Genomic DNA, 20,685 nt, shown 5'->3' with positions numbered 1-20,685 from the left:
CATTATCCGGTCGAGTCGACCTAAGGAAGCATCATCGTGAAGATCAATTGGGCCGAAAGGCTGCGCCAGCAAGTACACGGGCTGGCCGAGTCACTGGGCAATCTGTTTGTCGAGTCGTTTCACTACCTGGCGCTGTTCGCCATTGGTGCGGTGACGGCCTGGGCGGCGGTGATGGAATTTTTGGGGATGCTGGAGAACGGGCACATCAAGATCGATGACATCTTGTTGCTGTTCATCTACCTGGAACTGGGCGCTATGGTCGGGATTTATTTCAAGACCAACCACATGCCGGTGCGCTTCCTGATCTACGTGGCGATCACCGCGCTGACGCGTCTGCTGATCTCCAACGTGTCTCACCACAACCCACCTGATGTGGGAATCATCTACTTGTGCGGTGGGATTCTGCTGTTGGCGTTTGCGATTCTGGTCGTGCGTTACGCGTCGTCAGCCTTCCCATCGGTGAAGGTCGAAGGCCCGCGTCGCAAGGGCGAGGCGAGCCTGGAGACCGAGAAGGGCGAGCTTTAAAGCCCGACGCTGAACGGCAGGGCGCGGGTCGGCGGTCGCTGTAGGACTTTGTGATCGCCATCCGTCATCATCGCCAGGATCTCCATGGCGCTGTGGCCCTGTTCGATGGCGATGCCGAACTGGATGCTTTGCACCAGGCGTTTTAGCCGCTTTGGGTCATTGCGCTGTTCGGCGCTGATCATGCGCTTGGCCACCACGCCTTGTTCGTTGGAGAGGGTCAGCATGATGCTGCCGTCCAAGCGTTGGATGCTCAGGTTGACGCGATATTCGGGAGTGAATGTGTCGGTGATGATCTGAAAAGGATTGTCCATGGTGCGTACCGCCTAATAAGAACATGCAGTCATTGACGACCGGTGTCGGGATTAGTTCGCGTCTCCTGACCATCGGCCAAATTCCGTTTCCCTCATAAGCTGTACAGCAAGGGCCGTGCCGTATAGAGATCTTTCAGGCGGTAAGGGGCCAATGTGGGAGCGGGCTTGCTCGCGAATGCGGTCCTTCAGCCGAGTATTCATTAGCTGATACACCGCGTTCGCGAGCAAGCCCGCTCCCACATTTGTTCGGTAATGTCGTTTCGGTCAGTGATCTGTTTCAGGGCAGGACGGAAAAAACGATCGCAGACAGCGCAATCAATCCAATCACCACCACAAATACGTTGGAGACCTGGCCCGAGTACTTGCGCAGAGATGGCACGCGGCGAATCGCGTACATCGGCATCAGGAACAACAGGCACGCGATGATCGGCCCGCCCATGGTTTCAATCATGCGCAGGATGCTCGGGTTGAAGGTGGCGACGGCCCAGCAGGTCAGCACCATGAACAGCGCGGTGCAACGCTCCAGCCATTTGGCCGACATCGAGCGATTGCGCCCCCGCAGGAATTTGACGATCAAGCCCTGGAAACCTTCGCTGGCGCCTATGTAGTGGCCGAGAAAGGATTTAGTAATGGCCACCAGCGCGATCAGCGGTGCGGCGTAGGCGATCACTGGCGTCTGGAAGTGGTTGGCGAGGTAAGACAGGATCGAGATGTTCTGGGCCTTGGCGGCTGCCAGGTCGGCCGGCGACAGTGCCAGTACGCAGCTGAAGCAGAAGAACATCACGGTCAGCACCATCATGCCGTGGGCCGTGGCCAGGATGCCGCTGCTTTTGCGCTCGGCCTGCGCGCCGTACACGCGTTTCTGGTCGACGGCGAACGCGGAGATGATCGGCGAGTGGTTGAAGGAAAATACCATCACCGGAATTGCCAGCCACAGGGTCTTGAAGAACAGTGGCATGGGCATGCCATCACCGGCGGAGGCGAAGAATGCGCCGTTCCAGTTGGGAATCAGGCTGAACGCAAGCAACAGCAGGGACGCGACGAACGGGTACACCAACACGCTCATGGCCTTGACGATCACGCCCTGGCCGCAGCGCACGATGGCCATCAGGCCAAGAATCAGCACCAGCGACAGAATCGCCCGAGGCGGTGGGGTCATGTGCAGTTGGTGTTCCATGAAGCTGCCCAGGGTGTTGGTCAGCGCCACGCTGTACACCAGCAGGATCGGGAAAATGGCGAAGAAATACAGCAGGGTGATCAGCTTGCCCGCACCGACGCCAAAGTGCTCTTCGACCACTTCGGTGATGTCGCCGGATTTGCCCGACAACACAAAGCGCGTCAGCCCACGGTGGGCGAAGAAGGTCATCGGGAAGGCCAGCAGTGCCAGCACGATCAGCGGCCAGAAGCCGCCGACGCCGGCGTTGATCGGCAGGAACAGGGTACCGGCACCGATGGCGGTGCCGTAGAGGCCCAGCATCCAGGTGGTGTCGTATTGGGTCCAGCCGGTGGTCACGGTTGTTGTGGCAGCGGGATTTTCAGCAGCAGGTGTACGTACATCGGTCATCGGTATTGCCTCGTTATTATTTTTGCGCGGGCTCACGTTGGGGCGGGTAGAGGTGCTCCGATCAGCACTCCACCCAGCTGACCGCCAGGCCGCCCCGTGAAGTTTCTTTGTATTTGTCATGCATATCGGCGCCGGTATCACGCATGGTGCGGATCACCCGGTCGAGAGAAATGAAGTGTTTGCCGTCACCGCGCAGGGCCATTTGCGTGGCGTTGATTGCCTTGACCGCCGCGATGGCATTGCGCTCGATGCAGGGCACTTGCACCAGGCCGCCGACCGGGTCGCAGGTGAGGCCGAGGTTGTGCTCCAGGCCGATTTCGGCGGCGTTTTCCAGTTGCTCGGGGGTGGCGCCGAGGACATCGGCCAAGCCGGCCGCGGCCATGGCGCAGGCAGAGCCCACCTCGCCCTGGCAGCCGACTTCGGCGCCGGAGATCGAGGCGTTTTTCTTGCAGAGGATGCCGACAGCAGCGGCAGCCAAGAAGAAATTCACCACGTCGTCGTCGGACGCCTCGGCGTTGAACTTCATGTAGTAATGCAGCACAGCGGGGATGATGCCCGCAGCACCATTGGTCGGTGCGGTGACCATGCGCCCACCGGCGGCGTTTTCTTCGTTGACGGCGAGGGCGAACAGGTTGACCCACTCCATGGCCGACAAGGTCGAGGTGATGACATTCGGCTTGCCGATTTCCAGCAGGCTGCGGTGCAGTTTCGCCGCGCGACGGGGCACGTCCAGGCCTCCCGGCAAGATGCCTTCATCGCGCAGGCCCTGTTCCACGCATTCACGCATTACCGACCAGATATGCAGCAAGCCACTGCGAATGTCGGCGTCGCTGCGCCAGGCGCGTTCGTTGGCCATCATCAGCTCGGAAACCCGCAAGCCGTGCTTGTTGCACAACGCCAGCAGTTCCACGGCGCTGGAAAAGTCGTAGGGCAATTGCACATCGCTGGTCGGCGCAATGCCCGAGGCCGCTTCCGCCGCTTCGATGATGAAACCGCCGCCCACCGAGTAATAGGTTTGCTCGCTCAGCAGGCCGTTTTCGCCGTAGGCGTGCAGGGACATGGCGTTGGGGTGGTAGGGCAGGCTTTCGTCCAGTAGTCGGAGATCCTGTTGCCAGTTGAAGGCAATGTCCTGCAGGCCAGCGAGCAAGAGTCGGCCGGATTCGCGCAGTTGCTGGATGCGTGCATTGATCGAGGTGGGGTCGACCCGGTCCGGCCATTCGCCCATCAGGCCCATCACGCAGGCACGGTCGGTGGCATGGCCGACACCGGTAGCGGACAGTGAGCCATACAGGCGCACTTCCACACGACGAGTCTGGCTCAGTAATTGTTGATCGATCAGGGCCTGGGCAAAGGTTGCCGCCGCCCGCATCGGGCCGACAGTGTGGGAGCTGGAAGGGCCGATGCCCACTTTGAATAGATCGAAAACACTGATAGCCATGCTAAAGCCTTACAAGCAATGGAGTAGGAATCGCTGCCATGTTTTGTAGAGCGAGCGGAATTGGCGTGATACTGAGCCTCTGGAACGGCACTGACCAACGAATTATCCTAAGACACTCTTTAGCAGGACTAAACGCTATGACCCGGCCCCTCCATGGCCAGACTTATGTCTGGTTGCACGTTTTTTCCTGTGCTGCGCGGCATTTGTCGTTCACCCGCTGTGCCGAGGAACTGCACATCACACCGGGTGCGGTGAGCCAGCAGATTCGCCAGTTGGAGGAGCGATTGGGTTTCCGCTTGTTTCATCGGCGCGCGCGTGGGGTGGAGCTGAGTGCCGAGGGGCAGCGGTTGGCGGCCACGGTGGGCGAGGCCTACGGCAGCATCGACGCGGAGTTGCAGCGCCTGGATGCAGGGATGATCAGCGGCACCTTGCGCCTGCGCTCGATCCCGTCGTTTCTCGGTAAGTGGCTGACCCCGCGCCTGCCGCGTTTGCAGCAGCGCTTTCCGGATATCCAGCTGCGCATGGTCGCTGAAGACAGCAGCATCGCCCTCCATGAGGGCGACTTCGACCTGGCCATCGACTTGAACGACGGCAGCTACCCTGGCTTGTTATCCACAGCCCTGTTGGACGAGCAGATTTTCCCCGTCTGTGCCCCGAGCCTGCTGCGCGGCAGACCGCCGCTGCATGGTCCCGCCGACCTGGTGCATTTTCCGTTGCTGCACGACATCACCGCCTGGCGTGGGAGTTATGAGTACGCCGAATGGGAGTTTTACCTGAATGCTATCGGCTATCACCACGCCGACGTGCGACGCGGTCACACCTTCAACCGCAACCACCTGACCATCGAAGCCGCCATCGCCGGTATGGGCGTGGCCATTGCGCGACGCACCTTGCTCAACGATGAGCTGGAGCGTGGCACCTTGATCGTACCCTTCGGGCTTGCCGTGCCTAACTACAAGCGTTACGTGTTGCTGTATGCGCCAGGCGCACTGAGCCATCCGGGCGTACGCGCGGTGCATGATTGGCTGGTTGAAGAAGCGGGGATTTTCCGGGGATTGCACCCGTTGGGAGAGGGGCAATTATGAGGTTAGCAGGGCGTAAGAAGATGTAACTAACTCCCCACCCTAACAGTGTTTTTGCTCGTAGTCAGACTTAATTTGTAATGTGGGATTTATCTTTGCAAAGGGGTTGAATTGTTCTGCTGACTGCTCAATTGTGTAGTTAAGAGGTCATGGTTTCACCGACCCGGTGTTGCAGTTGTGACCTCTCGCGAGCTAGCTGAAATAAGGGAAGAACTATGCAAATCCAAGTCAATAGCGATAACCATATTGAAAGCAGCATCCGACTGGAGGAGTGGGTACGTACTACCATTGAGAGCACGCTCGAACGTTACGAAGAAGACCTGACCCGAGTGGAGGTCTACCTGCGGGATGAGAACGGCGATAAGCCCGGTCCCCACGATTTAAGTTGCCGCCTGGAAGCGCGGCCAAAAGGCCATCAACCGCTGTCCGTGCTGCACAAAGCCGATACCCTGGAACAGGCGATCGACGGTGCGGCCACCAAGCTGGAACATGCGTTGGAACATCTGTTTGGTAAACTGCAAGGCAAGCCACGCGCTGCCGGGAAAAACCAGCCGACCACCAAAGTCAACGAAGACGAGCTTGAGCAGGAGTTTCTGGAAAAAGAACGCGCTGTGTTCAACGGCTGATAGATTTATCACGCTCCACTAAAAACGGGCCTGCATATGCAGGCCCGTTTTCGTTTGGGCGGCGTTAGAACGCGATAGAGGTCTGCACGTAGACCGTGCGTGGTTCGCCTACGTATTTGCCCTTGTTGTTATCGTCGAACGAGCGGGTGAAGTACTGGGTGTTGAAGATGTTTTTCACACCCACTGCCACATTCAGGTCCGACAGCTGCGGGCCGAAGTCATAGGCCGCACGGCTGCTGAACAGCATGTAGCCAGGGATGCGTCCGTTGGCGCCGTTGGCGGTTTCCTTCTCGGTGTTGGCGTTGTCGGCGAACTGGCTGCTCTGGTAGCTGCTGTCCAGGTTGAGCTTCCAGCGGCCTTCGGTGTAGCCCACGCCGAGGGTGCCTTTGTGCTTGGAGGAGAAGGGCACGCGGTTGCCTTTGTTCGGGCCGTCTTCGCGAATGGTGGCGTCGACGTAGGCGTAGGTGGCATACACATCGAACCCCGCCAGCGCCGGGCTCAAACCATCAAGCGCGTAATTGATGCTGGTCTCGATCCCCTGGTGACGGGTTTCGCCACGGGCAATTACCGAGTCATTGGTCTGGTTGCTTTCGTATTGGTTGTCGAAGTTGATCAGGAACGCGCCGATTTCCGCACGCAAGGTGCCGTCGTCGTAGCGGGTACCCAATTCCCAGGTACGGGCTTTTTCCGGTTTCACTTCGCCGCTGGTCACGCGGTTCGGCATCTGGCTGTACTGCACGCTGCCGAACGAACCTTCGGTGTTGGCGTAGAGGTTCCAGTTGTCGGTGAGGTGGTAGAGCACATTCAGCGCCGGCAGCGCGGTGTTGTAGTCGCCCTTGTATTTGACGTTGGTCAGGTTGTTCGTCTGCTGCGACTCGATAATCTCGTAGCGAATGCCCGGGGTGATGGTCCACTTGCCGATATCGATCCGGTCATCGACGAAGAAGGCATTGGCCTCGGTGCCGCCACGGGTGTCGCGGTCGTTGCGGCTGTTGGTAGTGGGGATCTGCTGGTTGGCGGCAATCGGCGTGCGGTAACGCAGCTCGTGGCCGGCCTCGTTGATGTATCGGTAGCCGACGCCCACTTCGTGGCTGGTCGGGCCCAGGTCAAAGCCTTGGGCGAAGCGGGTCTCGATGCCACGCACCCAGTACTCACGCGGGGACAGCGAAAGGAATGTGCCCTGGTCCAGGTAACCGCTGCGCAAGGTCTTGGTGAAGAAACTGTTCACAGTGAATTCACGGCGGTCCTGCTCATAGCGATAGCCGACGTTGAACATCGTACGGCGGCCCCAGAATTTGTCGTAGGGGCGGGTGGACTGGTAGGGATCCGCCTTGTAGTCCGCGACGTTCAAGCCACCCGGCATATCGGCCTGGCCTTCGTAGTACTGCGCCATGGCGTTAAAGCTGTTGGCGTCATCCAGTTGGTATTTGCCCTTGAGGATCAGGTCGTCGATGCGCGTGTTGCTGTTCTCGCGCCAGTCACCACCACGGGTTCCGGAGTACAGAATCGCGCCACCCAAACCATTGTCGGCGGTGCCGCCGGCCAGCAGGTTGCCGGTGGTCTTGAAGCCGTCGTGGCTGGAGGACGGGCTGGTTTCGGTCTGCAAGCCGCCTTTGACCGTGGGGGCATCCGGGATCGCACGGGTCACGAAGTTGACCACACCACCGACGTTCTGCGGGCCGTAGCGCACCGCACCGCCGCCGCGCACCACGTCGACCGCGTCCATATTGCCCATGCTGATCGGCGCAAAGGAAAGCTGCGGTTGGCCATACGGCGCGAATGGCACCGGGATGCCATCCATCAGCACCGTGGAGCGCGATGCCAGGCGCGGGTTGAGGCCACGAATGCCGAAGTTCAATGCCATGTCGTGGCTGCCGGTGCCGTTGTTGTCCGGGGCATTTACGCCGGGAATGCGGTTGAGCACGTCCTTGGCCTGGGTCGCGCCCTGGCGTTCGAACTCTTCACGGCGGATCACATCGCGGGCGCCGGGGTGTTCGAACACATGGGTTTGCGCCGCGTCGCCCAGCCAGTCGCCGACGACGCTGGACGTGCCCAATTCGATACTGGCCGGTGCCGTGGCCGGTTGCAGGCTGTAGGCATTGTCGCCTTCGGCGCGGGCTTGCAGGCCGGTGCCTTCCAGCAGCTTTTGCAGGCCGTCCGCGGCGCCGTAATTACCGGACAAACCGCGGCTCTGCATGCCCGCCGTGACTTCTGAACCGAACGAAATCAGCACGCCCGCTTCGCGCCCAAACTGGTTCAGCGCAGCTTCCAGCGACGTCGGGGCGATGTGATACGGCTTGGCATCGGCCGCCATCACAGGGGGAAGTGCCGTAAGACTCAAGCTGGCGCCGAGTAGGAGTTGGCGCAGAGTGCGGGCAAGAAGCGTCGGTTGCTGGGGCATGAAGAGCGGTCCTGAGAAGGAAGGATCAAGGTGGCTTTCCTTCTCTGTCACGCGAGGGGTGGAAAACGGCTCAGTGTTTTTGAAATAAATTTCAGGCGCGTGCCTGCACCGTCACCCAATACCGCGTAAAGCGCCGCACTTTCACGGGCAGGCTGACTTCCAGCAGGTCGAGAATGCGTTCGCTGTCGTCCAGAGGGTAGCTGCCGGAGATCAACAAGTTGGCCACCTGCGGATCGCAATTGACCTGGCCACGACGATAACGGCCCAGTTCGCCAAGGAAATCTTCCAGGCGCATGTGCGCGGCGACCAGCATGCCGTCCGCCCAGGCGCCGCTGTTGGCGTCGGTGGGGCGCGGAGTGTCCCAGCCTTTGCGCGTAAAATTGACTTGGCGCGTGGCGTCGACCGCCAGCGGCAGGCCGCTGTACGTAGTGGGCATCACCTCGACGCGACCGTCCAAGACCGCCAGTTGGGTATGGTCGTTGAACTGGCGCACGTTCATGTGTGCCGCCTGGCTGGTGAGCAACCCCTGGCCGGTCAGCACCTGCAGCGGCGTACCGGCTGCGTGGCCGGTGAGCAGTATCTCGCCTTCAAGCAGGCGGATCAGCCGTTGTCGGCCATCGAAATGCACATCCACCGCGCTGCCGGTATTGAGCTGCAACTGGCTGCCGTCGGCCAATTGCACCTTGCGTCGCTGGCCAACGGGGCTGCGGTAGTCGGCGGTCAGTGGCGGCAGGATATGTTGCTGGCGAAGGCTCCAGGCGGCAGCGGAACCGGCGCCGAGTATCAACAGCAGTTTCAACGCCTGGCGACGGCTGGTGGAGGTTGGTGCATTCAACGCCGCATGGGCCAGTGGCGAGGGCATGCCGCGCAGGCGCTGGTTGACGCGTTGCATGTGGTCCCAGGCGCGCTGGTGTTCGCTGTGGGCGTTCAACCATTGCTGCCAGGCGGCTTGCTGGCGTGGGTTCAGCGCGCCGTGCTGCATTTCCACCAGCCAATGCACGGCTTGTTCGGCGACTTGAGTGGAGAAGTTCATAGGGCGAAGTAGCAGCGCATGGCCGCTTTGCTCAGGTGGCGTTTGACGGTGGCAATGGAAATACCCAGTTCAGCGCCGATTTGCGCGTAGGTCAGGCCATCGCATTGGGCCAGCAGGAACGCACGCTTGACCTGGACGGGCAGGCCATCGAGCAGTTGGTCCAGTTCGACCAGGGTTTGCAGGATGATTGCACGTTCTTCTTCCGACGGTGCCACGTGCTCGGGCATCTGCGCCAAGGCGTCGAGGTAGGCGCGCTCAAGGTCCTGGCGGCGGTAGAAGTTGAACAGTACGCGCTTGGCGACCGTGGTGAGGAACGCACGGGGCTCGATCAGCGTGGGTGCTTCCCGCGCAGTGAGCACGCGCATGAAGGTGTCCTGGGCCAGGTCGGCGGCGCTTTCCGGGCAGCCGAGCTTGCGTCGCAACCAGCCGGTGAGCCAGTGGTGATGGTCGTTGTACAACACTTCGACGGTATTGGGCGGGCTCAACGCGGACACTCCACAAGCATCGCCATGCTTTAGAGAACAAGAATTGTTCGCATTGTAGGGGCGGAGACTGGCTTCGGCAATCCGTCGGGACAGGTCTTTCATCCGTTCTGTTTTGCTTATGAGAATATTTATCATTAATATTGCGACCTGATGAACCTGGCGCCTCCCGCATGAAAAGCAAAACCTCGCTGCCCGTCTCCTATCGTCTCGCCGTCACCTCGCGCGTGCTGGCTGCCGTGGTGGGCGGTTATCTGATGGCCTCCCTGGCCAGTATCTGCCTGGCGCTGTGGATACCCACTTCCCGCGCTGATGCCGTGATCACCGGGATGATGAGTTCGTTCGTGTTCTACCTGCTCGCCGTGCTCTGGTGTTTCGCCTGCCGCAGCGCCGCGCGCGCCTGGTTTGGCGTGATGTTACCGAGCGCGGCATTTGCCACCCTGGCAGGTGTGGGCTTCTGGATGGCGCGCACATGAAAGAGGGTTTCCGCCAGGCCATGGCCTGGTTGCACACTTGGGCGGGCCTGATCTTTGGCTGGCTGCTGTTTGCGATTTTCCTGACAGGCACCTTGGCGTATTTCAAGGATGAGATCAGCCATTGGATGCAGCCTGAAGTGCAGGCCCGTGCCCTGGACGATGCACGCAGCCTGACGGCCGCCCAGACCTATTTGCAGCAGGTCGCGCCGACCGCTGCGCGTTGGTTCATCACCCTGCCGGACAGCCGCGACCCCGGCCTGTCGGTGATGTGGCAAGACAAGGTCGACCCTGGCAAACGCGGCAACTTCATCCAGAAAACCCTCGACCCTGTCACGGGCCAGGCCGTGGAAGCCCGTGAAAGCATGGGCGGCGAATTCTTCTATCGGTTCCACTTCCAGCTGCAAATGCCCCATCCCTGGGGCCGCTGGCTCTCGACCCTCGCCGCGATGGTGATGTTCGTCGCCTTGATCACCGGCATCATCACCCACAAGAAAATCTTCAAGGACTTCTTCACCTTCCGCCCCCGCAAGGGCCAGCGTTCCTGGCTCGACGGGCATAACGCGGTGGGGGTGCTGGTATTGCCCTTCCACCTGATGATTACCTACAGCAGTCTGGTGATCTTCATGAGCATGGTGATGCCGGCCCCGATCATTGCTTCCTATGGCAATGACACCCGGGCCTTTTTCAGCGAAGTGTTTCCGAATACCAACAACGCGCCAGCACTGGGCCAGCCAGGCACATTGCTGCCGCTGACGCCGATGTACGAGCAAGCACGGGCGCAATGGGACGGTGGCCACGTGGGGCGCGTCGCCGTGAACAACCCCAGTGATGTGAACGCCTCGGTCAATGTGTTCCGTGCGGGTTCCGACAGCGTGGTGCATGACTTCGGCAGCACCGTGTCCTTCAACGGCACCACCGGCGAGCTGTTGCGGGTCAGTGGCGGGCAGTCGCTTCCTGCTGCCATCGGCGGCACGTTCTATGGCCTGCACATGGGGCATTTCGCCGGGCCGGTGCTGCGCTGGTTGTACTTTATCTGCGGCCTGGCGGGCACGGCGATGATCGGCACCGGTCTGGTGATCTGGCTCGGCAAGCGCCAGCTCAAACATGCCAAAGCGGCCGCAATGCCTTTTGAATTACGCTTGGTGGAAGTCCTGAACATCGCCAGCATGTCCGGGTTGATGATCGCCATCACGGCGTTTTTCTGGGCTAACCGGTTGTTGCCGGTCAGTTTCGCCGAGCGTTCCGACTGGGAAGTGCAGACCTTCTTCATCGCCTGGGGCCTGAGCCTGTTGCATGCGGTCCTGCGCCGAGGCCGTCAGGGCTGGGTCGAGCAACTGAGCATTGGCGCGCTGCTGTTTAGCGCCATTCCATTGCTCAACGCCTTGACGACGTCGCACCACCTCGGTGTTTCGTTGAGAACCGGCGACTGGGCCATGGCGGGTTTCGACCTGACGTGTCTGGCCAGCGGTGTGTTCCTCGCGTGGGCCGCCTGGAAGATGCAGCATCGCACCGCGCCTGCGACCAAGGCTGCGCGCGCACGCCCATTGGCGCTGAAGCAGGAGGCCAACTAAATGCTCCTCGCACTGCTGATGTGCTATGCCGGATTCACCGCACTCTGCCTGTCCACCGACCGTCACCACGGCGAGTTACTGCACCGCAAACTCTCGCCCCGTCGACGCCTGGGCTTGCGTGTGACCGGTTGGATGCTGCTGGTGGTGTCGATCTGGCCGGCGGTGGACGTCGCCGGATGGGGCCAGGGCCTGGTGGAGTGGTGCGCCGTGCTGATGCTCAGCGCATTGCTGCTGGTGCTGTTGTTGCCGTATCGGCCACGGCTGGCCTTGATCCTGGCGGGCGTCGGCCTGCTCGCCAGCCCTGTTGCAGCCTTCGCCACCCTCTGAGCCCGCCCATGATGATCAGCACGCCACCCGAATCCCAGGACAGCCAGCACGCTGACGCGGCAGGCGGGCGTGCGCATTTTCTGCAGGTGTTTTTGTCCCAGCGTTCGCAGATGGAGGCCTTGGTGAGTCGCCGCGTGGGCTGCCGCGCCACGGCGGCCGACCTGGTGCAGGATCTGTTCCTGCGTTTCTGGCGCCGGCCTTTGGTACAGGTCGAGGAACTCAGCACTTACCTGCTGCGCTGCGCCGGCAACATCGCCATCGATCACCTGCGCAGCGAAGGCGCGCGGGCGCGCAGCAGTGAAGGCTGGTTGCCCGAACAGCAAGACAACCAAGGTTCGGAACCCCAGGCGGCACTGGAAGCCGGCAATGATCTGCGTCACGTCGAAGCGGCCTTGCGCAGCCTGCCCGAGCGCACGCGGCAGATTTTCCTGCTCAACCGCATCCATGGCCGCAAGTACGCGCAAATCGCCAAGGCGATGGGCCTGTCCCAAAGCGCCGTGGAAAAACATATGATGCGTGCCCTCGAAGCCTGCAAAGCCAGCCTTCGCGAACCCTCATCCCCACGCACGCCAGGGAAAGCACCGTGAACGTCACCCCTACGCCCGCCCAGGAACAAGCAGCACTGGCCTGGCTGAGTCTGCTGCATGACCAGCCCAGCGGTGGTGACCAGGCCACGTTCAGCCAGTGGCTGCGGGCTGACCCGGCGCACGTCGAGGCCTATGCCCAGGCCCAGGTGCTGTGGGAGTTGAGCGAAGTGCCAGCGCGCAAGCTCGCGGACGAAGAGGCGTTGGTGTTGCAGGGTTATCTCAACGCGATGAACCCTTCGAAGCGCTCGCGGGTGGCGCGTTGGTCTGGCGCGTTGGCGATGGCCGCCTGTCTGCTGTTGATGGTGTTCATGGGCGTCGGATGGCAGCCGTCACGCTGGGTTGATGATTTCGGCGCCGACTATGTGACGGCGCCGGGCGAAGTCAAAACCGTCACGCTGGCCGACCAATCCCAAGTGACCCTTGATGCCGACAGCGCCATCGCCGTGGACTTCACCCAGGGCGAACGGCATATCCAGTTGCGCCGCGGGGCCGGCTTTTTCAGCGTGACTCACACCGGGCAATCTTTTGTGGTGGAGGCGGGCAGTGGTGAAGCGCGGGTGCTGGGTACACAATTTGAAGTGCGCCTGCAGCCGGCAGGCGCTGAGGTGACGGTGTTGTCCGGGCGGGTTGGCGTGACGCCGTCCAAGCAGGGTCAACAGCAAATTCTTACGGCAGGGCAGCAGGTGGCCTACGCCGAGGGCGTCGCCGACGCCCTGCACGCGGTCGACAGCGAATCACGCCTGGCCTGGCGCGACGGTTGGCTCAACTATTACAAAGCGCCGTTGTCGGACGTGGTCAAGGACCTGGAGCGTTATTACCCAGGTCGCATTCTGTTGCTCAACAAAGAGATGGGTGCCAAGCGCGTCAGCGGCAGTTTCCCGAGCAAGGACCCGCAGGCCGTGTTGAATGCGTTGCAAGCCGTGCTTGGCTTCGAACAGCACACATTATTGGGACGGATGATCGTGGTGCGCTGATTATTTCAGCGCCGCCATGATTTTTTCCGGTGCGTAATCGCGAATCAGCGTGCCGTTCACGTCCACGAACGGAATTCCGCCCCCGCCCAACGCCTCATACGCCTTGCGCGCCTGGGCATCTTTCTCGATATCGAACGCCTGGTAGGGAATGCCCTTCTGGTCCAGAAAGCGGCGGATCTGCTTGCAGTACCCGCACCACTCGGTGGAATAGAGCACCACACGCGCCGAAGTGCGCACGTGCTCCGGCGCCACCTGCGACGGGTTGAACACCCGCTCGATCTTGCCCCAGTTCTGGATCACTACCACCACCAGCAACACCAGCAGGACTTTCTTGAAAACCCCGCCAAGCATCAGTTACGGCGCTTGAGCTGATCAGTCAGTTGAGTCGGCAGGCCCTTGATGATCAAGGTGCCGGCGGCTTCGTCGTATTCGATCTTGTCGCCCAGCAGATGGGCTTCAAAGCTGATGGACAAACCCTCGGCGCGGCCGGTGAAACGGCGGAACTGGTTGAGCGTGCGCTTATCCGCCGGGATCTCCGGCGACAGGCCGTAGTCCTTGTTGCGGATATGGTCATAGAACGCCTTAGGCCGATCTTCATCGATCAACCCCGACAGTTCCTCCAGGCCCATCGGCTCGCCGAGCTTGGCCTGGCTGCTGGCGTAGTCCACCAAGGTCTTGGTTTTCTCGCGAGCGGACTCGTCCGGCAAATCTTCGCTTTCGACGAAGTCGCTGAACGCCTTGAGCAGGGTACGGGTCTCGCCCGGACCGTCGACGCCTTCCTGGCAGCCGATGAAGTCGCGGAAATACTCCGAGACCTTCTTGCCGTTCTTGCCCTTGATAAAGGAAATGTACTGCTTGGACTGCTTGTTGTTCTGCCACTCGGACACGTTGATGCGTGCCGCCAGGTGCAGCTGGCCGAGGTCCAGGTGGCGCGACGGGGTCACGTCCAGCTCGTCGGTCACCGCCACGCCTTCGCTGTGGTGCAGCAGGGCGATGGCCAGGTAGTCGGTCATGCCTTGCTGGTAGTGGGCAAACAACACATGGCCGCCGGTGGAGAGGTTGGACTCTTCCATCAGTTTTTGCAGGTGCTCGACCGCCGTGCGACTGAAGGTGGTGAAATCCTGGCCACCGTCGAAATACTCCTTCAACCAGCCGCTGAACGGGTGCGCGCCGGACTCGGCGTGGAAGAAACCCCAGGCCTTGCCTTGTTTGGCGTTGTAGCTCTCGTTGAGGTCGGCAAGCATGTTCTCGATGGCGGCCGACTCGGCAAGCTCGGAGTCGCGGGCGTGGAGAACTGCGGGTGTGCCGTCGGGTTTTTTGTCGATCAGGTGGACGATGCAATGACGGATCGGCATAGGCTTCTCGGCTGGTTGAAGGGGAGCAGTTGGCCTCCCCGAAAAGTCGCCCAGTGTACCGCACCCATTGGCCAAGACACGCTTCGAAGGCGGTTTTGGGCACCCTCCGACGGTCTATATGCCTTTTTTTCACGGTTTAGAGCGATAAAGCTGACCAAATGGGTAGGTAGAAGCGGATATTTCCCCGTCTCTGTGCTAGTTTTGCCCCGTCTTACGCCAAGTCTCGGCGATAAGCGTGCATTCAGCATCTGTCAGGTCGAACCAATCCCCGTTTCAAGCATCTATAACCCCGATCTCCGTGGTTATAGCCGGGGGTGCCAGGCCATGACGGTCAGGCTCGACGGCTGACACTGCACTCTGCAATCCATATGAATTTGATAGGGAAGGAACACCACAATGGCTTTGACTAAAGACCAACTGATCGCTGATATCGCTGAAGCTATCGACGCGCCGAAAACCACCGCGCGCGCAGCTCTGGACCAACTGGGCCAGATCGTTGCCGATCAGCTGGAAAACGGCGGCGAAATCACTCTGCCAGGTATCGGCAAGCTGAAAGTGACCGAGCGTCCTGCCCGTACTGGCCGTAACCCTTCGACTGGCGCTGCCATCGAAATCGCTGCCAAGAAAGTTATCAAGCTGGTTGTGGCCAAAGGCCTGACCGACGCTGTTAACAAGTAAGATGCGGTAAAAAAACCGTGCACCGGAGTGATCCGGGCACGGTTTTTTGTTGCCTGGGATTTGTGCTTAACGCACCCAGCGCTGACGCCAGATCTGCTGTTCGTTCTTGGTCTGGAAGGTCCATGCCACGAAACGGCTCTGCTTCTGGCCCTGGGACATTTCCACTACCTGGCTTTCCAGAACACCGGCTTTTTTCAGGGCTGTCTCGATCGCGGGCAAGTTCGACGCTTTTGACACAAGGGTGCTGAACCACAGCACTTTATGAGCAAAGTGTGCGCTCTCGGCAATGAGTTGCGTCACAAAGCGCGCTTCACCGCCTTCACACCACAGCTCGGCCGATTGGCCACCAAAGTTCAGCACCGGCAACTTGCGCTTGGGATCCGCCTTGCCCAAGGCGCGCCACTTGCGTTCGCTGCCCTTGGTCGCCTCATCCATCGACGCGTGGAAGGGCGGGTTGCACATGGTCAGGTCAAAGTGCTCGCCCGGCTCCAGCAAGCCCAGCAGGATCTGTTTGGGATTGGTTTGCTGGCGCAATTGGATGACCTTGCTCAGGTCGTTGGACTGCACGATGGCCCTGGCTGCGGCGACGGCTATAGGGTCGACTTCCGAACCGAGGAAATTCCAACGGTATTCCATGTAGCCAATCAGCGGGTAGACGCAGTTGGCGCCCATGCCGATGTCCAGCACCTTGACGATAGAGCCGCGCGGGATCTTGCCGTCGTTGGTACTGGCCAGCAGGTCGGCGAGGAAGTGCACGTAGTCTGCACGCCCCGGTACCGGCGGGCACAGGTAGTCGGCCGGGATGTCCCAGTGCTGGATGCCATAGAACGCTTTCAGCAGCGCTCGGTTGAACACACGCACTGCATCCGGGCTGGCAAAGTCGATACTTTCCTTGCCGTATGGGTTGATGATCACGAATTGCGCCACTTCCGGCGTGGTCTTGATCAGCGCCGGGAAGTCGTAACGGCCTGTGTGGCGGTTGCGCGGATGCAGGGTGGCCTCCTTGCGCGGCACAACGGGCTTGGTCGTGGCTGCGGTTTTAGGCTTCTTGCGCGGAGGTTTTGGCGTGCTGGGGGCGGTCATGATGATTCTGGTGTTGGCTCAAAGTGGTGGGCATTGTCACACATCTTGAGCGCAACTCGGTCAAATGTGGGCGCGGGCTTGCTCGCGAAGGCGGTATATCGGATACACATTCAGTGACTGACCCAGCGCTTTCGCGAGCAAGCCCGCTCCCACATTGACCGCGTTGCCAGCAGGAGATCGGAAATGTCCAGGCAAAAAAAAGAGACCCGAAGGTCTCTTTTTTCACACGGCTCACACCTTACAGGCTGGAGATCCGCGCATGTTGCTCCGCCAGCTTGCCCAGGGCCTGTTCAGCCTCGGCCAGCTTGGCGCGTTCTTTCTCGATCACTTCAGCCGGGGCCTTGTCGACGAAGGCCGCGTTGGACAGCTTGCCGCCCACTCGTTGCACTTCGCCTTGCAGACGGCCGATTTCCTTGTCGAGACGTGCCAGTTCGGCGCCCTTGTCGATCAGGCCCGCCATCGGCACCAACACTTCCATCTCGCCAACCAGCGCGGTGGCGGACAGCGGTGCTTCGGCGTCGGCCGCCAAGACGGTGATCGATTCCAGCTTCGCCAGCTTCTTGAGCAGTGGATCATTTTCGGTGAGGCGACGCTGATCTTCCGCACTGGCGTTCTTCACAAACACGGCCAATGGCTTGCCCGGCCCGATGTTCATTTCGGCGCGGATGTTACGCGTGCCCATCATCAGGGTCTTGAGCCATTCGATATCGCTTTCGGCCGCTTCATCGATGCGTGCTTCGTTGGCCACTGGCCAAGGTTGCAGCATGATGGTCTTGCCTTCGATACCGGCCAGCGGCGCCAGGCGCTGCCAGATTTCTTCGGTGATGAATGGCATGAACGGGTGGGCCAGGCGCAGCGCCACTTCCAGCACGCGCACCAGGGTGCGACGGGTGCCGCGCTGGCGCTCGACCGGCGCGTTTTCGTCCCACAGTACCGGCTTGGACAGTTCCAGGTACCAGTCGCAATACTGGTTCCAGATGAACTCGTACAAGGCCTGTGCGGCCAGGTCGAAACGGAACTGGTCGAGTTGGCGGGTCACTTCGGCTTCGGTGCGCTGCAGCTGCGAGATGATCCAGCGGTCGGCCAGGCTCAACTCATAGGCTTCGCCGTTCTGGCCGCAGTCTTCGCCTTTGTCCAATACGTAGCGCGCCGCGTTCCAGATCTTGTTGCAGAAGTTGCGATAGCCTTCGACGCGGCCCATGTCGAACTTGATGTCGCGACCGGTGGACGCCAGTGAGCAGAACGTGAAGCGCAGGGCGTCGGTGCCGTAGCTGGCGATGCCGTCGGCAAATTCGTCGCGGGTTTGCTTCTCGATCTTCTTCGCCAGTTTCGGCTGCATCAGGCCCGAGGTGCGTTTCTGCACCAGGGTTTCCAGGTCGATACCGTCGATGATGTCCAGCGGGTCCAGCACATTGCCCTTGGACTTGGACATCTTCTGGCCCTGGCCATCACGCACCAGGCCGTGCACGTACACGGTCTTGAACGGCACTTGCGGCGTGCCATCCTCGTTTTTCACCAGGTGCATGGTCAGCATGATCATCCGGGCAACCCAGAAGAAAATGATGTCGAAACCGGTGACCAGCACGTCGGTGGAGTGGAATTTCTTGAGGAATTCGGTCTGCTGCGGCCAGCCCAGGGTGGAGAAGGTCCACAGGCCCGAGCTGAACCATGTGTCCAGTACGTCGTTGTCCTGTTGCAGCGCAATGTCGGCACCGAGGTTGTGCTTGGCGCGCACTTCAGCTTCGTCACGGCCTACGTAGACCTTGCCCGACTCGTCGTACCAGGCCGGAATGCGGTGGCCCCACCACAGTTGACGGCTGATGCACCAATCCTGGATGTCACGCATCCACGAGAAGTACATGTTCTCGTACTGTTTCGGCACGAACTGGATGCGGCCATCTTCCACGGCGGCGATGGCAGGTTCTGCCAACGGCTTGGTGGAGACGTACCACTGGTCGGTCAGCCACGGCTCGATCACGGTGCCGGAGCGGTCGCCCTTCGGCACTTTCAGGGCGTGGTCGTCAACGCTGACCAGCAAACCGGCAGCGTCGAAGGCGGCGACGATCTGCTTGCGTGCTTCGAAACGGTCGAGGCCTGCATATTCGGCCGGAATCTTACCGTCGATGCTTTCGTTCAGCGTGCCGTCCAGGTTGAACACCTGGCAAGCCGGCAGTACGGCGGCGTTTTTGTCGAAGATATTCAGCAGCGGCAGGTTGTGGCGCTTGCCGACTTCGTAGTCGTTGAAATCGTGGGCCGGGGTGATTTTCACGCAGCCGGTGCCGAATTCAGGGTCGCAGTAGTCGTCTGCGATGATCGGGATGCGCCGGCCGACCAATGGCAGCTCGACGAACTTGCCGATCAGCGCCTGGTAGCGCTCGTCAGTCGGGTTAACTGCAACGGCGGCATCGCCGAGCATGGTTTCCGGACGGGTGGTGGCGACGATCAGGTAGTCGTTGCCTTCAGCGGTCTTGGCGCCGTCGGCCAGCGGGTACTTGAGGTTCCACAGGAAGCCTTTCTCATCGTGGTTTTCCACTTCGAGGTCGGAAATCGCCGTGTGCAGCTTGGTGTCCCAGTTGACCAGACGCTTGCCGCGGTAGATCAGTCCGTCTTCATGCAGACGCACGAAGGCTTCTTTCACGGCTTCCGACAGGCCGTCGTCCATGGTGAAACGCTCGCGGCTCCAGTCCACGGATGAGCCCAGGCGACGAATCTGACGGCTGATATTGCCGCCGGATTGGTCCTTCCATTCCCAGATCTTTTCCAGGAATTTCTCGCGCCCCAAGTCGTGGCGACTCTGGCCGGTGGCTTCGAGTTGGCGTTCCACCAGCATCTGGGTGGCGATACCGGCGTGGTCGGTGCCCGGTTGCCACAGGGTGTTGCGGCCCTGCATACGGCGGAAACGGATCAACGCATCCATGATCGCATTGTTGAAGCCATGGCCCATGTGCAGGCTGCCAGTGACGTTCGGTGGCGGAATCATGATGGTGTAGGAATCGCCCGCGCCTTGCGGGGCGAAATAATTCTCGGACTCCCAGGTCTGGTACCAGGAAGTTTCAATAGCGTGCGGCTGGTAGGTCTTATCCATGCGCGGCGGGACCCTAGTTGGCATTAATTCAGGAAAGCCGACAAGTATAACGGGGGATAGGGCGCAGGGCGAGGTGAAGACAGGCTTGAGATGTACGCTGAGCAAATGTGGCAGCGGGCTTGCTGGCGAAAGCGGTGTGGCAGTCAGCTCAGGCGTTGACTGATCCAGCGCTTTCGCCAGCAAGCCCGCTCCCGCAGGGTGACGTGTATGGCTTAAGACTGGTATTGGCTGAGCAACCGCTCCATGCGCGCATCCAGCCGGCGCTTGATCTCGGTTTCGATATGCGGGGCAAAGTCGTCGATCACGTCTTGCATGATCAGTTGCGCGGCAGCGCGCAGTTCGTTGTCCAGGTGCAGCAGCAGGGCATCTGGGCCTTTTTCAGCAGGCGCAGGTTCGACGGCGGGGGCCACGGCGACGGGCTCCGGCGCGACGGGTTTGCCGCCGACCATGTCGAACAACAGCGGAATCTGTACCTCGCCCTCGACCGGTTCGGTCAACAGCGGCGGTTGCAAGTCATCATCACCCAGCAACTGACGGATCGACTCGAGGTCGTCCAGCAGGTGGTCATCTTTTTTTAGAGGGTTTGGAGTGTCCATCGTGTGCTCAAAGTCGTTGTAGCCGGTGATCCTGCAGAGGATAGCCCTGTTCGCGGTAGAAACGGAAACTCTCCCGCGCGGCCTGACGAATAGCCGGATCCTCAACCACCACTTCCGCCACACGGGCGAATGCCTTGGCGAACGGCGGTACTTTCAGGTCCAGGTTGACCAGCAGGTCCTGGTGGTCGCCGCAACTGTCTCCCAAACCCAGGACAACCAGGCCTTCAGGTTCAGATTCGGCGGGGCCGTGGGGCACGAAGCTTTCGCCCTTGAAACGCCAGAGGCGGGCATCCAGCTCATCGCGTTGGGCGGCATCGCTGCAATGCAGGTAGATGCGGTGGCCCATGCGCCAGGCTTTTTCGGTGAGTTTGCAGGCAAAGTCCAGGCGCGCGAGCGGGTCGGCGCTGGGCAATATATAGAAGTCGACTTGGGTCATTGCATTTCCTGGGCTTGCGCATCCCCCCGCAGGACCGGGCAAGCCGGCTCCTGCA

The 20,685-nt window shown here is 60.7% G+C and carries 21 protein-coding genes; 9 read left to right on the top strand and 12 right to left on the bottom strand.

Features of this window, described 5'->3' with window-relative positions; all coding sequences use genetic code 11:
- The first annotated feature begins 36 nt into the window (after window positions 1–36).
- Window positions 37–525: a phosphate-starvation-inducible protein PsiE gene (locus AB4O08_RS07390; protein WP_016978246.1), complete on the top strand. Its 489-nt coding sequence runs from the start codon at window positions 37–39 to the stop codon at window positions 523–525.
- Here AB4O08_RS07390 and AB4O08_RS07385 read toward each other — a convergent pair.
- The 3 genes from AB4O08_RS07385 to AB4O08_RS07375 all read right to left on the bottom strand — a co-directional run bounded on the left by AB4O08_RS07385 (window position 522) and on the right by AB4O08_RS07375 (window position 3,838).
- Window positions 522–836, bottom strand: a complete 315-nt coding sequence (locus AB4O08_RS07385) for a DUF3509 domain-containing protein (RefSeq protein ID WP_010212911.1) — start codon at window positions 834–836, stop codon at window positions 522–524. The genes AB4O08_RS07390 and AB4O08_RS07385 overlap by 4 nt on opposite strands.
- 277 nt (window positions 837–1,113) lie before the next feature.
- Entirely contained in the window at window positions 1,114–2,400 is a 1,287-nt protein-coding gene (locus AB4O08_RS07380) for a serine/threonine transporter (RefSeq protein ID WP_042571693.1), read from the bottom strand.
- A 61-nt stretch (window positions 2,401–2,461) separates the two neighbouring features.
- Window positions 2,462–3,838, bottom strand: coding sequence for an L-serine ammonia-lyase (locus tag AB4O08_RS07375; protein WP_010212908.1), 1,377 nt, complete (start codon window positions 3,836–3,838; stop codon window positions 2,462–2,464).
- A gap of 137 nt (window positions 3,839–3,975) precedes the next feature.
- Here AB4O08_RS07375 and AB4O08_RS07370 point away from each other — a divergent pair, with 137 nt between their 5' ends.
- Complete coding sequence (locus tag AB4O08_RS07370) at window positions 3,976–4,923, top strand: LysR substrate-binding domain-containing protein (protein ID WP_010212907.1); 948 nt, start codon at window positions 3,976–3,978, stop codon at window positions 4,921–4,923.
- Window positions 4,924–5,135: 212 nt separating this feature from the next.
- A complete protein-coding gene (locus AB4O08_RS07365) occupies window positions 5,136–5,546 on the top strand; it encodes an HPF/RaiA family ribosome-associated protein (protein ID WP_010212906.1) in 411 nt (136 codons plus the stop codon).
- Window positions 5,547–5,610: 64 nt separating this feature from the next.
- On the opposite strand, the gene fecA is transcribed toward AB4O08_RS07365, so the two are convergent.
- The 3 genes from fecA to AB4O08_RS07350 all read right to left on the bottom strand — a co-directional run bounded on the left by fecA (window position 5,611) and on the right by AB4O08_RS07350 (window position 9,465).
- The gene (gene fecA, locus AB4O08_RS07360) at window positions 5,611–7,947 is read right to left on the bottom strand and encodes a TonB-dependent Fe(3+) dicitrate receptor FecA (protein ID WP_029529237.1); all 2,337 of its coding nucleotides are present in this window, start codon (window positions 7,945–7,947) and stop codon (window positions 5,611–5,613) included.
- A gap of 91 nt (window positions 7,948–8,038) precedes the next feature.
- Window positions 8,039–8,980 carry a FecR domain-containing protein gene (locus tag AB4O08_RS07355; RefSeq protein WP_042571695.1) on the bottom strand — a complete coding sequence of 314 codons (942 nt, stop codon included), beginning with the start codon at window positions 8,978–8,980 and terminating at the stop codon, window positions 8,039–8,041.
- Complete coding sequence (locus AB4O08_RS07350) at window positions 8,977–9,465, bottom strand: sigma-70 family RNA polymerase sigma factor (RefSeq protein WP_010212902.1); 489 nt, start codon at window positions 9,463–9,465, stop codon at window positions 8,977–8,979. Before AB4O08_RS07350 ends, AB4O08_RS07355 begins: the two co-directional genes overlap by 4 nt.
- 170 nt (window positions 9,466–9,635) lie before the next feature.
- On the opposite strand from AB4O08_RS07350, the gene AB4O08_RS07345 reads away from it, so the two are divergent.
- Genes AB4O08_RS07345 through AB4O08_RS07325 form a run of 5 tightly spaced genes read left to right on the top strand, consistent with a single transcriptional unit; the run spans window position 9,636 to window position 13,397 of the window.
- The gene (locus AB4O08_RS07345) at window positions 9,636–9,938 is read left to right on the top strand and encodes a DUF3649 domain-containing protein (RefSeq protein WP_010212901.1); all 303 of its coding nucleotides are present in this window, start codon (window positions 9,636–9,638) and stop codon (window positions 9,936–9,938) included.
- The gene (locus tag AB4O08_RS07340; RefSeq protein WP_460114781.1) at window positions 9,935–11,509 is read left to right on the top strand and encodes a PepSY-associated TM helix domain-containing protein; all 1,575 of its coding nucleotides are present in this window, start codon (window positions 9,935–9,937) and stop codon (window positions 11,507–11,509) included. Before AB4O08_RS07345 ends, AB4O08_RS07340 begins: the two co-directional genes overlap by 4 nt.
- Window positions 11,510–11,836, top strand: coding sequence for a DUF3325 domain-containing protein (locus tag AB4O08_RS07335; protein WP_106118903.1), 327 nt, complete (start codon window positions 11,510–11,512; stop codon window positions 11,834–11,836). It begins immediately after the preceding gene.
- An 8-nt stretch (window positions 11,837–11,844) separates the two neighbouring features.
- Entirely contained in the window at window positions 11,845–12,423 is a 579-nt protein-coding gene (locus AB4O08_RS07330) for an RNA polymerase sigma factor (protein ID WP_010212898.1), read from the top strand.
- The gene (locus AB4O08_RS07325) at window positions 12,420–13,397 is read left to right on the top strand and encodes a FecR family protein (RefSeq protein ID WP_010212897.1); all 978 of its coding nucleotides are present in this window, start codon (window positions 12,420–12,422) and stop codon (window positions 13,395–13,397) included. The genes AB4O08_RS07330 and AB4O08_RS07325 overlap by 4 nt, the downstream gene beginning before the upstream one ends.
- On the opposite strand, the gene AB4O08_RS07320 is transcribed toward AB4O08_RS07325, so the two are convergent.
- Both AB4O08_RS07320 and yejK read right to left on the bottom strand, forming a co-directional pair.
- On the bottom strand, window positions 13,398–13,748 hold the full coding sequence (locus AB4O08_RS07320) for a glutaredoxin family protein (RefSeq protein ID WP_010212895.1): 351 nt from the start codon (window positions 13,746–13,748) through the stop codon (window positions 13,398–13,400). It abuts the gene before it with no gap.
- Window positions 13,748–14,752, bottom strand: a complete 1,005-nt coding sequence (gene yejK, locus AB4O08_RS07315; RefSeq protein ID WP_010212893.1) for a nucleoid-associated protein YejK — start codon at window positions 14,750–14,752, stop codon at window positions 13,748–13,750. The genes AB4O08_RS07320 and yejK overlap by 1 nt, the downstream gene beginning before the upstream one ends.
- A 396-nt stretch (window positions 14,753–15,148) precedes the next feature.
- Here yejK and AB4O08_RS07310 point away from each other — a divergent pair, with 396 nt between their 5' ends.
- On the top strand, window positions 15,149–15,430 hold the full coding sequence (locus AB4O08_RS07310; RefSeq protein WP_005785131.1) for an HU family DNA-binding protein: 282 nt from the start codon (window positions 15,149–15,151) through the stop codon (window positions 15,428–15,430).
- A gap of 66 nt (window positions 15,431–15,496) precedes the next feature.
- On the opposite strand, the gene rlmF is transcribed toward AB4O08_RS07310, so the two are convergent.
- From rlmF to AB4O08_RS07290, 4 genes are all read right to left on the bottom strand, one after another.
- A complete protein-coding gene (gene rlmF, locus AB4O08_RS07305; RefSeq protein WP_460114780.1) occupies window positions 15,497–16,513 on the bottom strand; it encodes a 23S rRNA (adenine(1618)-N(6))-methyltransferase RlmF in 1,017 nt (338 codons plus the stop codon).
- Between the two features lie 238 nt (window positions 16,514–16,751).
- On the bottom strand, window positions 16,752–19,598 hold the full coding sequence (locus tag AB4O08_RS07300) for a valine--tRNA ligase (protein ID WP_010212889.1): 2,847 nt from the start codon (window positions 19,596–19,598) through the stop codon (window positions 16,752–16,754).
- Window positions 19,599–19,810: 212 nt separating this feature from the next.
- Window positions 19,811–20,194 carry a hypothetical protein gene (locus AB4O08_RS07295; RefSeq protein ID WP_010212888.1) on the bottom strand — a complete coding sequence of 128 codons (384 nt, stop codon included), beginning with the start codon at window positions 20,192–20,194 and terminating at the stop codon, window positions 19,811–19,813.
- Between the two features lie 7 nt (window positions 20,195–20,201).
- Window positions 20,202–20,630 (bottom strand): DNA polymerase III subunit chi, encoded by a 429-nt coding sequence (locus AB4O08_RS07290; protein WP_010212887.1) that lies wholly within the window; start codon window positions 20,628–20,630, stop codon window positions 20,202–20,204.
- Between the last annotated feature and the right edge of the window lie 55 nt (window positions 20,631–20,685).

It is taken from the genome of Pseudomonas sp. H3_E07 (genome assembly GCF_054668895.1).
The sequence above is the reverse complement of the archived record's forward strand: the minus strand, read 5'-3'. Positions and strand labels throughout refer to the sequence as shown.

What these genes read in the sequence shown, in the direction of transcription:
- AB4O08_RS07385 (WP_010212911.1), bottom strand. Translation starts at nt 836, where the DNA reads ATGGACAATCCTTTTCAGATCATCACCGACACATTCACTCCCGAATAT.
- AB4O08_RS07380 (WP_042571693.1), bottom strand. Translation starts at nt 2,400, where the DNA reads ATGACCGATGTACGTACACCTGCTGCTGAAAATCCCGCTGCCACAACA.
- AB4O08_RS07375 (WP_010212908.1), bottom strand. Translation starts at nt 3,838, where the DNA reads ATGGCTATCAGTGTTTTCGATCTATTCAAAGTGGGCATCGGCCCTTCC.
- AB4O08_RS07370 (WP_010212907.1), top strand. Translation starts at nt 3,976, where the DNA reads ATGACCCGGCCCCTCCATGGCCAGACTTATGTCTGGTTGCACGTTTTT.
- AB4O08_RS07365 (WP_010212906.1), top strand. Translation starts at nt 5,136, where the DNA reads ATGCAAATCCAAGTCAATAGCGATAACCATATTGAAAGCAGCATCCGA.
- fecA (WP_029529237.1), bottom strand. Translation starts at nt 7,947, where the DNA reads ATGCCCCAGCAACCGACGCTTCTTGCCCGCACTCTGCGCCAACTCCTA.
- AB4O08_RS07355 (WP_042571695.1), bottom strand. Translation starts at nt 8,980, where the DNA reads ATGAACTTCTCCACTCAAGTCGCCGAACAAGCCGTGCATTGGCTGGTG.
- AB4O08_RS07345 (WP_010212901.1), top strand. Translation starts at nt 9,636, where the DNA reads ATGAAAAGCAAAACCTCGCTGCCCGTCTCCTATCGTCTCGCCGTCACC.
- AB4O08_RS07340 (WP_460114781.1), top strand. Translation starts at nt 9,935, where the DNA reads ATGAAAGAGGGTTTCCGCCAGGCCATGGCCTGGTTGCACACTTGGGCG.
- AB4O08_RS07335 (WP_106118903.1), top strand. Translation starts at nt 11,510, where the DNA reads ATGCTCCTCGCACTGCTGATGTGCTATGCCGGATTCACCGCACTCTGC.
- AB4O08_RS07330 (WP_010212898.1), top strand. Translation starts at nt 11,845, where the DNA reads ATGATGATCAGCACGCCACCCGAATCCCAGGACAGCCAGCACGCTGAC.
- AB4O08_RS07320 (WP_010212895.1), bottom strand. Translation starts at nt 13,748, where the DNA reads ATGCTTGGCGGGGTTTTCAAGAAAGTCCTGCTGGTGTTGCTGGTGGTG.
- yejK (WP_010212893.1), bottom strand. Translation starts at nt 14,752, where the DNA reads ATGCCGATCCGTCATTGCATCGTCCACCTGATCGACAAAAAACCCGAC.
- AB4O08_RS07310 (WP_005785131.1), top strand. Translation starts at nt 15,149, where the DNA reads ATGGCTTTGACTAAAGACCAACTGATCGCTGATATCGCTGAAGCTATC.
- rlmF (WP_460114780.1), bottom strand. Translation starts at nt 16,513, where the DNA reads ATGACCGCCCCCAGCACGCCAAAACCTCCGCGCAAGAAGCCTAAAACC.
- AB4O08_RS07300 (WP_010212889.1), bottom strand. Translation starts at nt 19,598, where the DNA reads ATGGATAAGACCTACCAGCCGCACGCTATTGAAACTTCCTGGTACCAG.
- AB4O08_RS07295 (WP_010212888.1), bottom strand. Translation starts at nt 20,194, where the DNA reads ATGGACACTCCAAACCCTCTAAAAAAAGATGACCACCTGCTGGACGAC.
- AB4O08_RS07290 (WP_010212887.1), bottom strand. Translation starts at nt 20,630, where the DNA reads ATGACCCAAGTCGACTTCTATATATTGCCCAGCGCCGACCCGCTCGCG.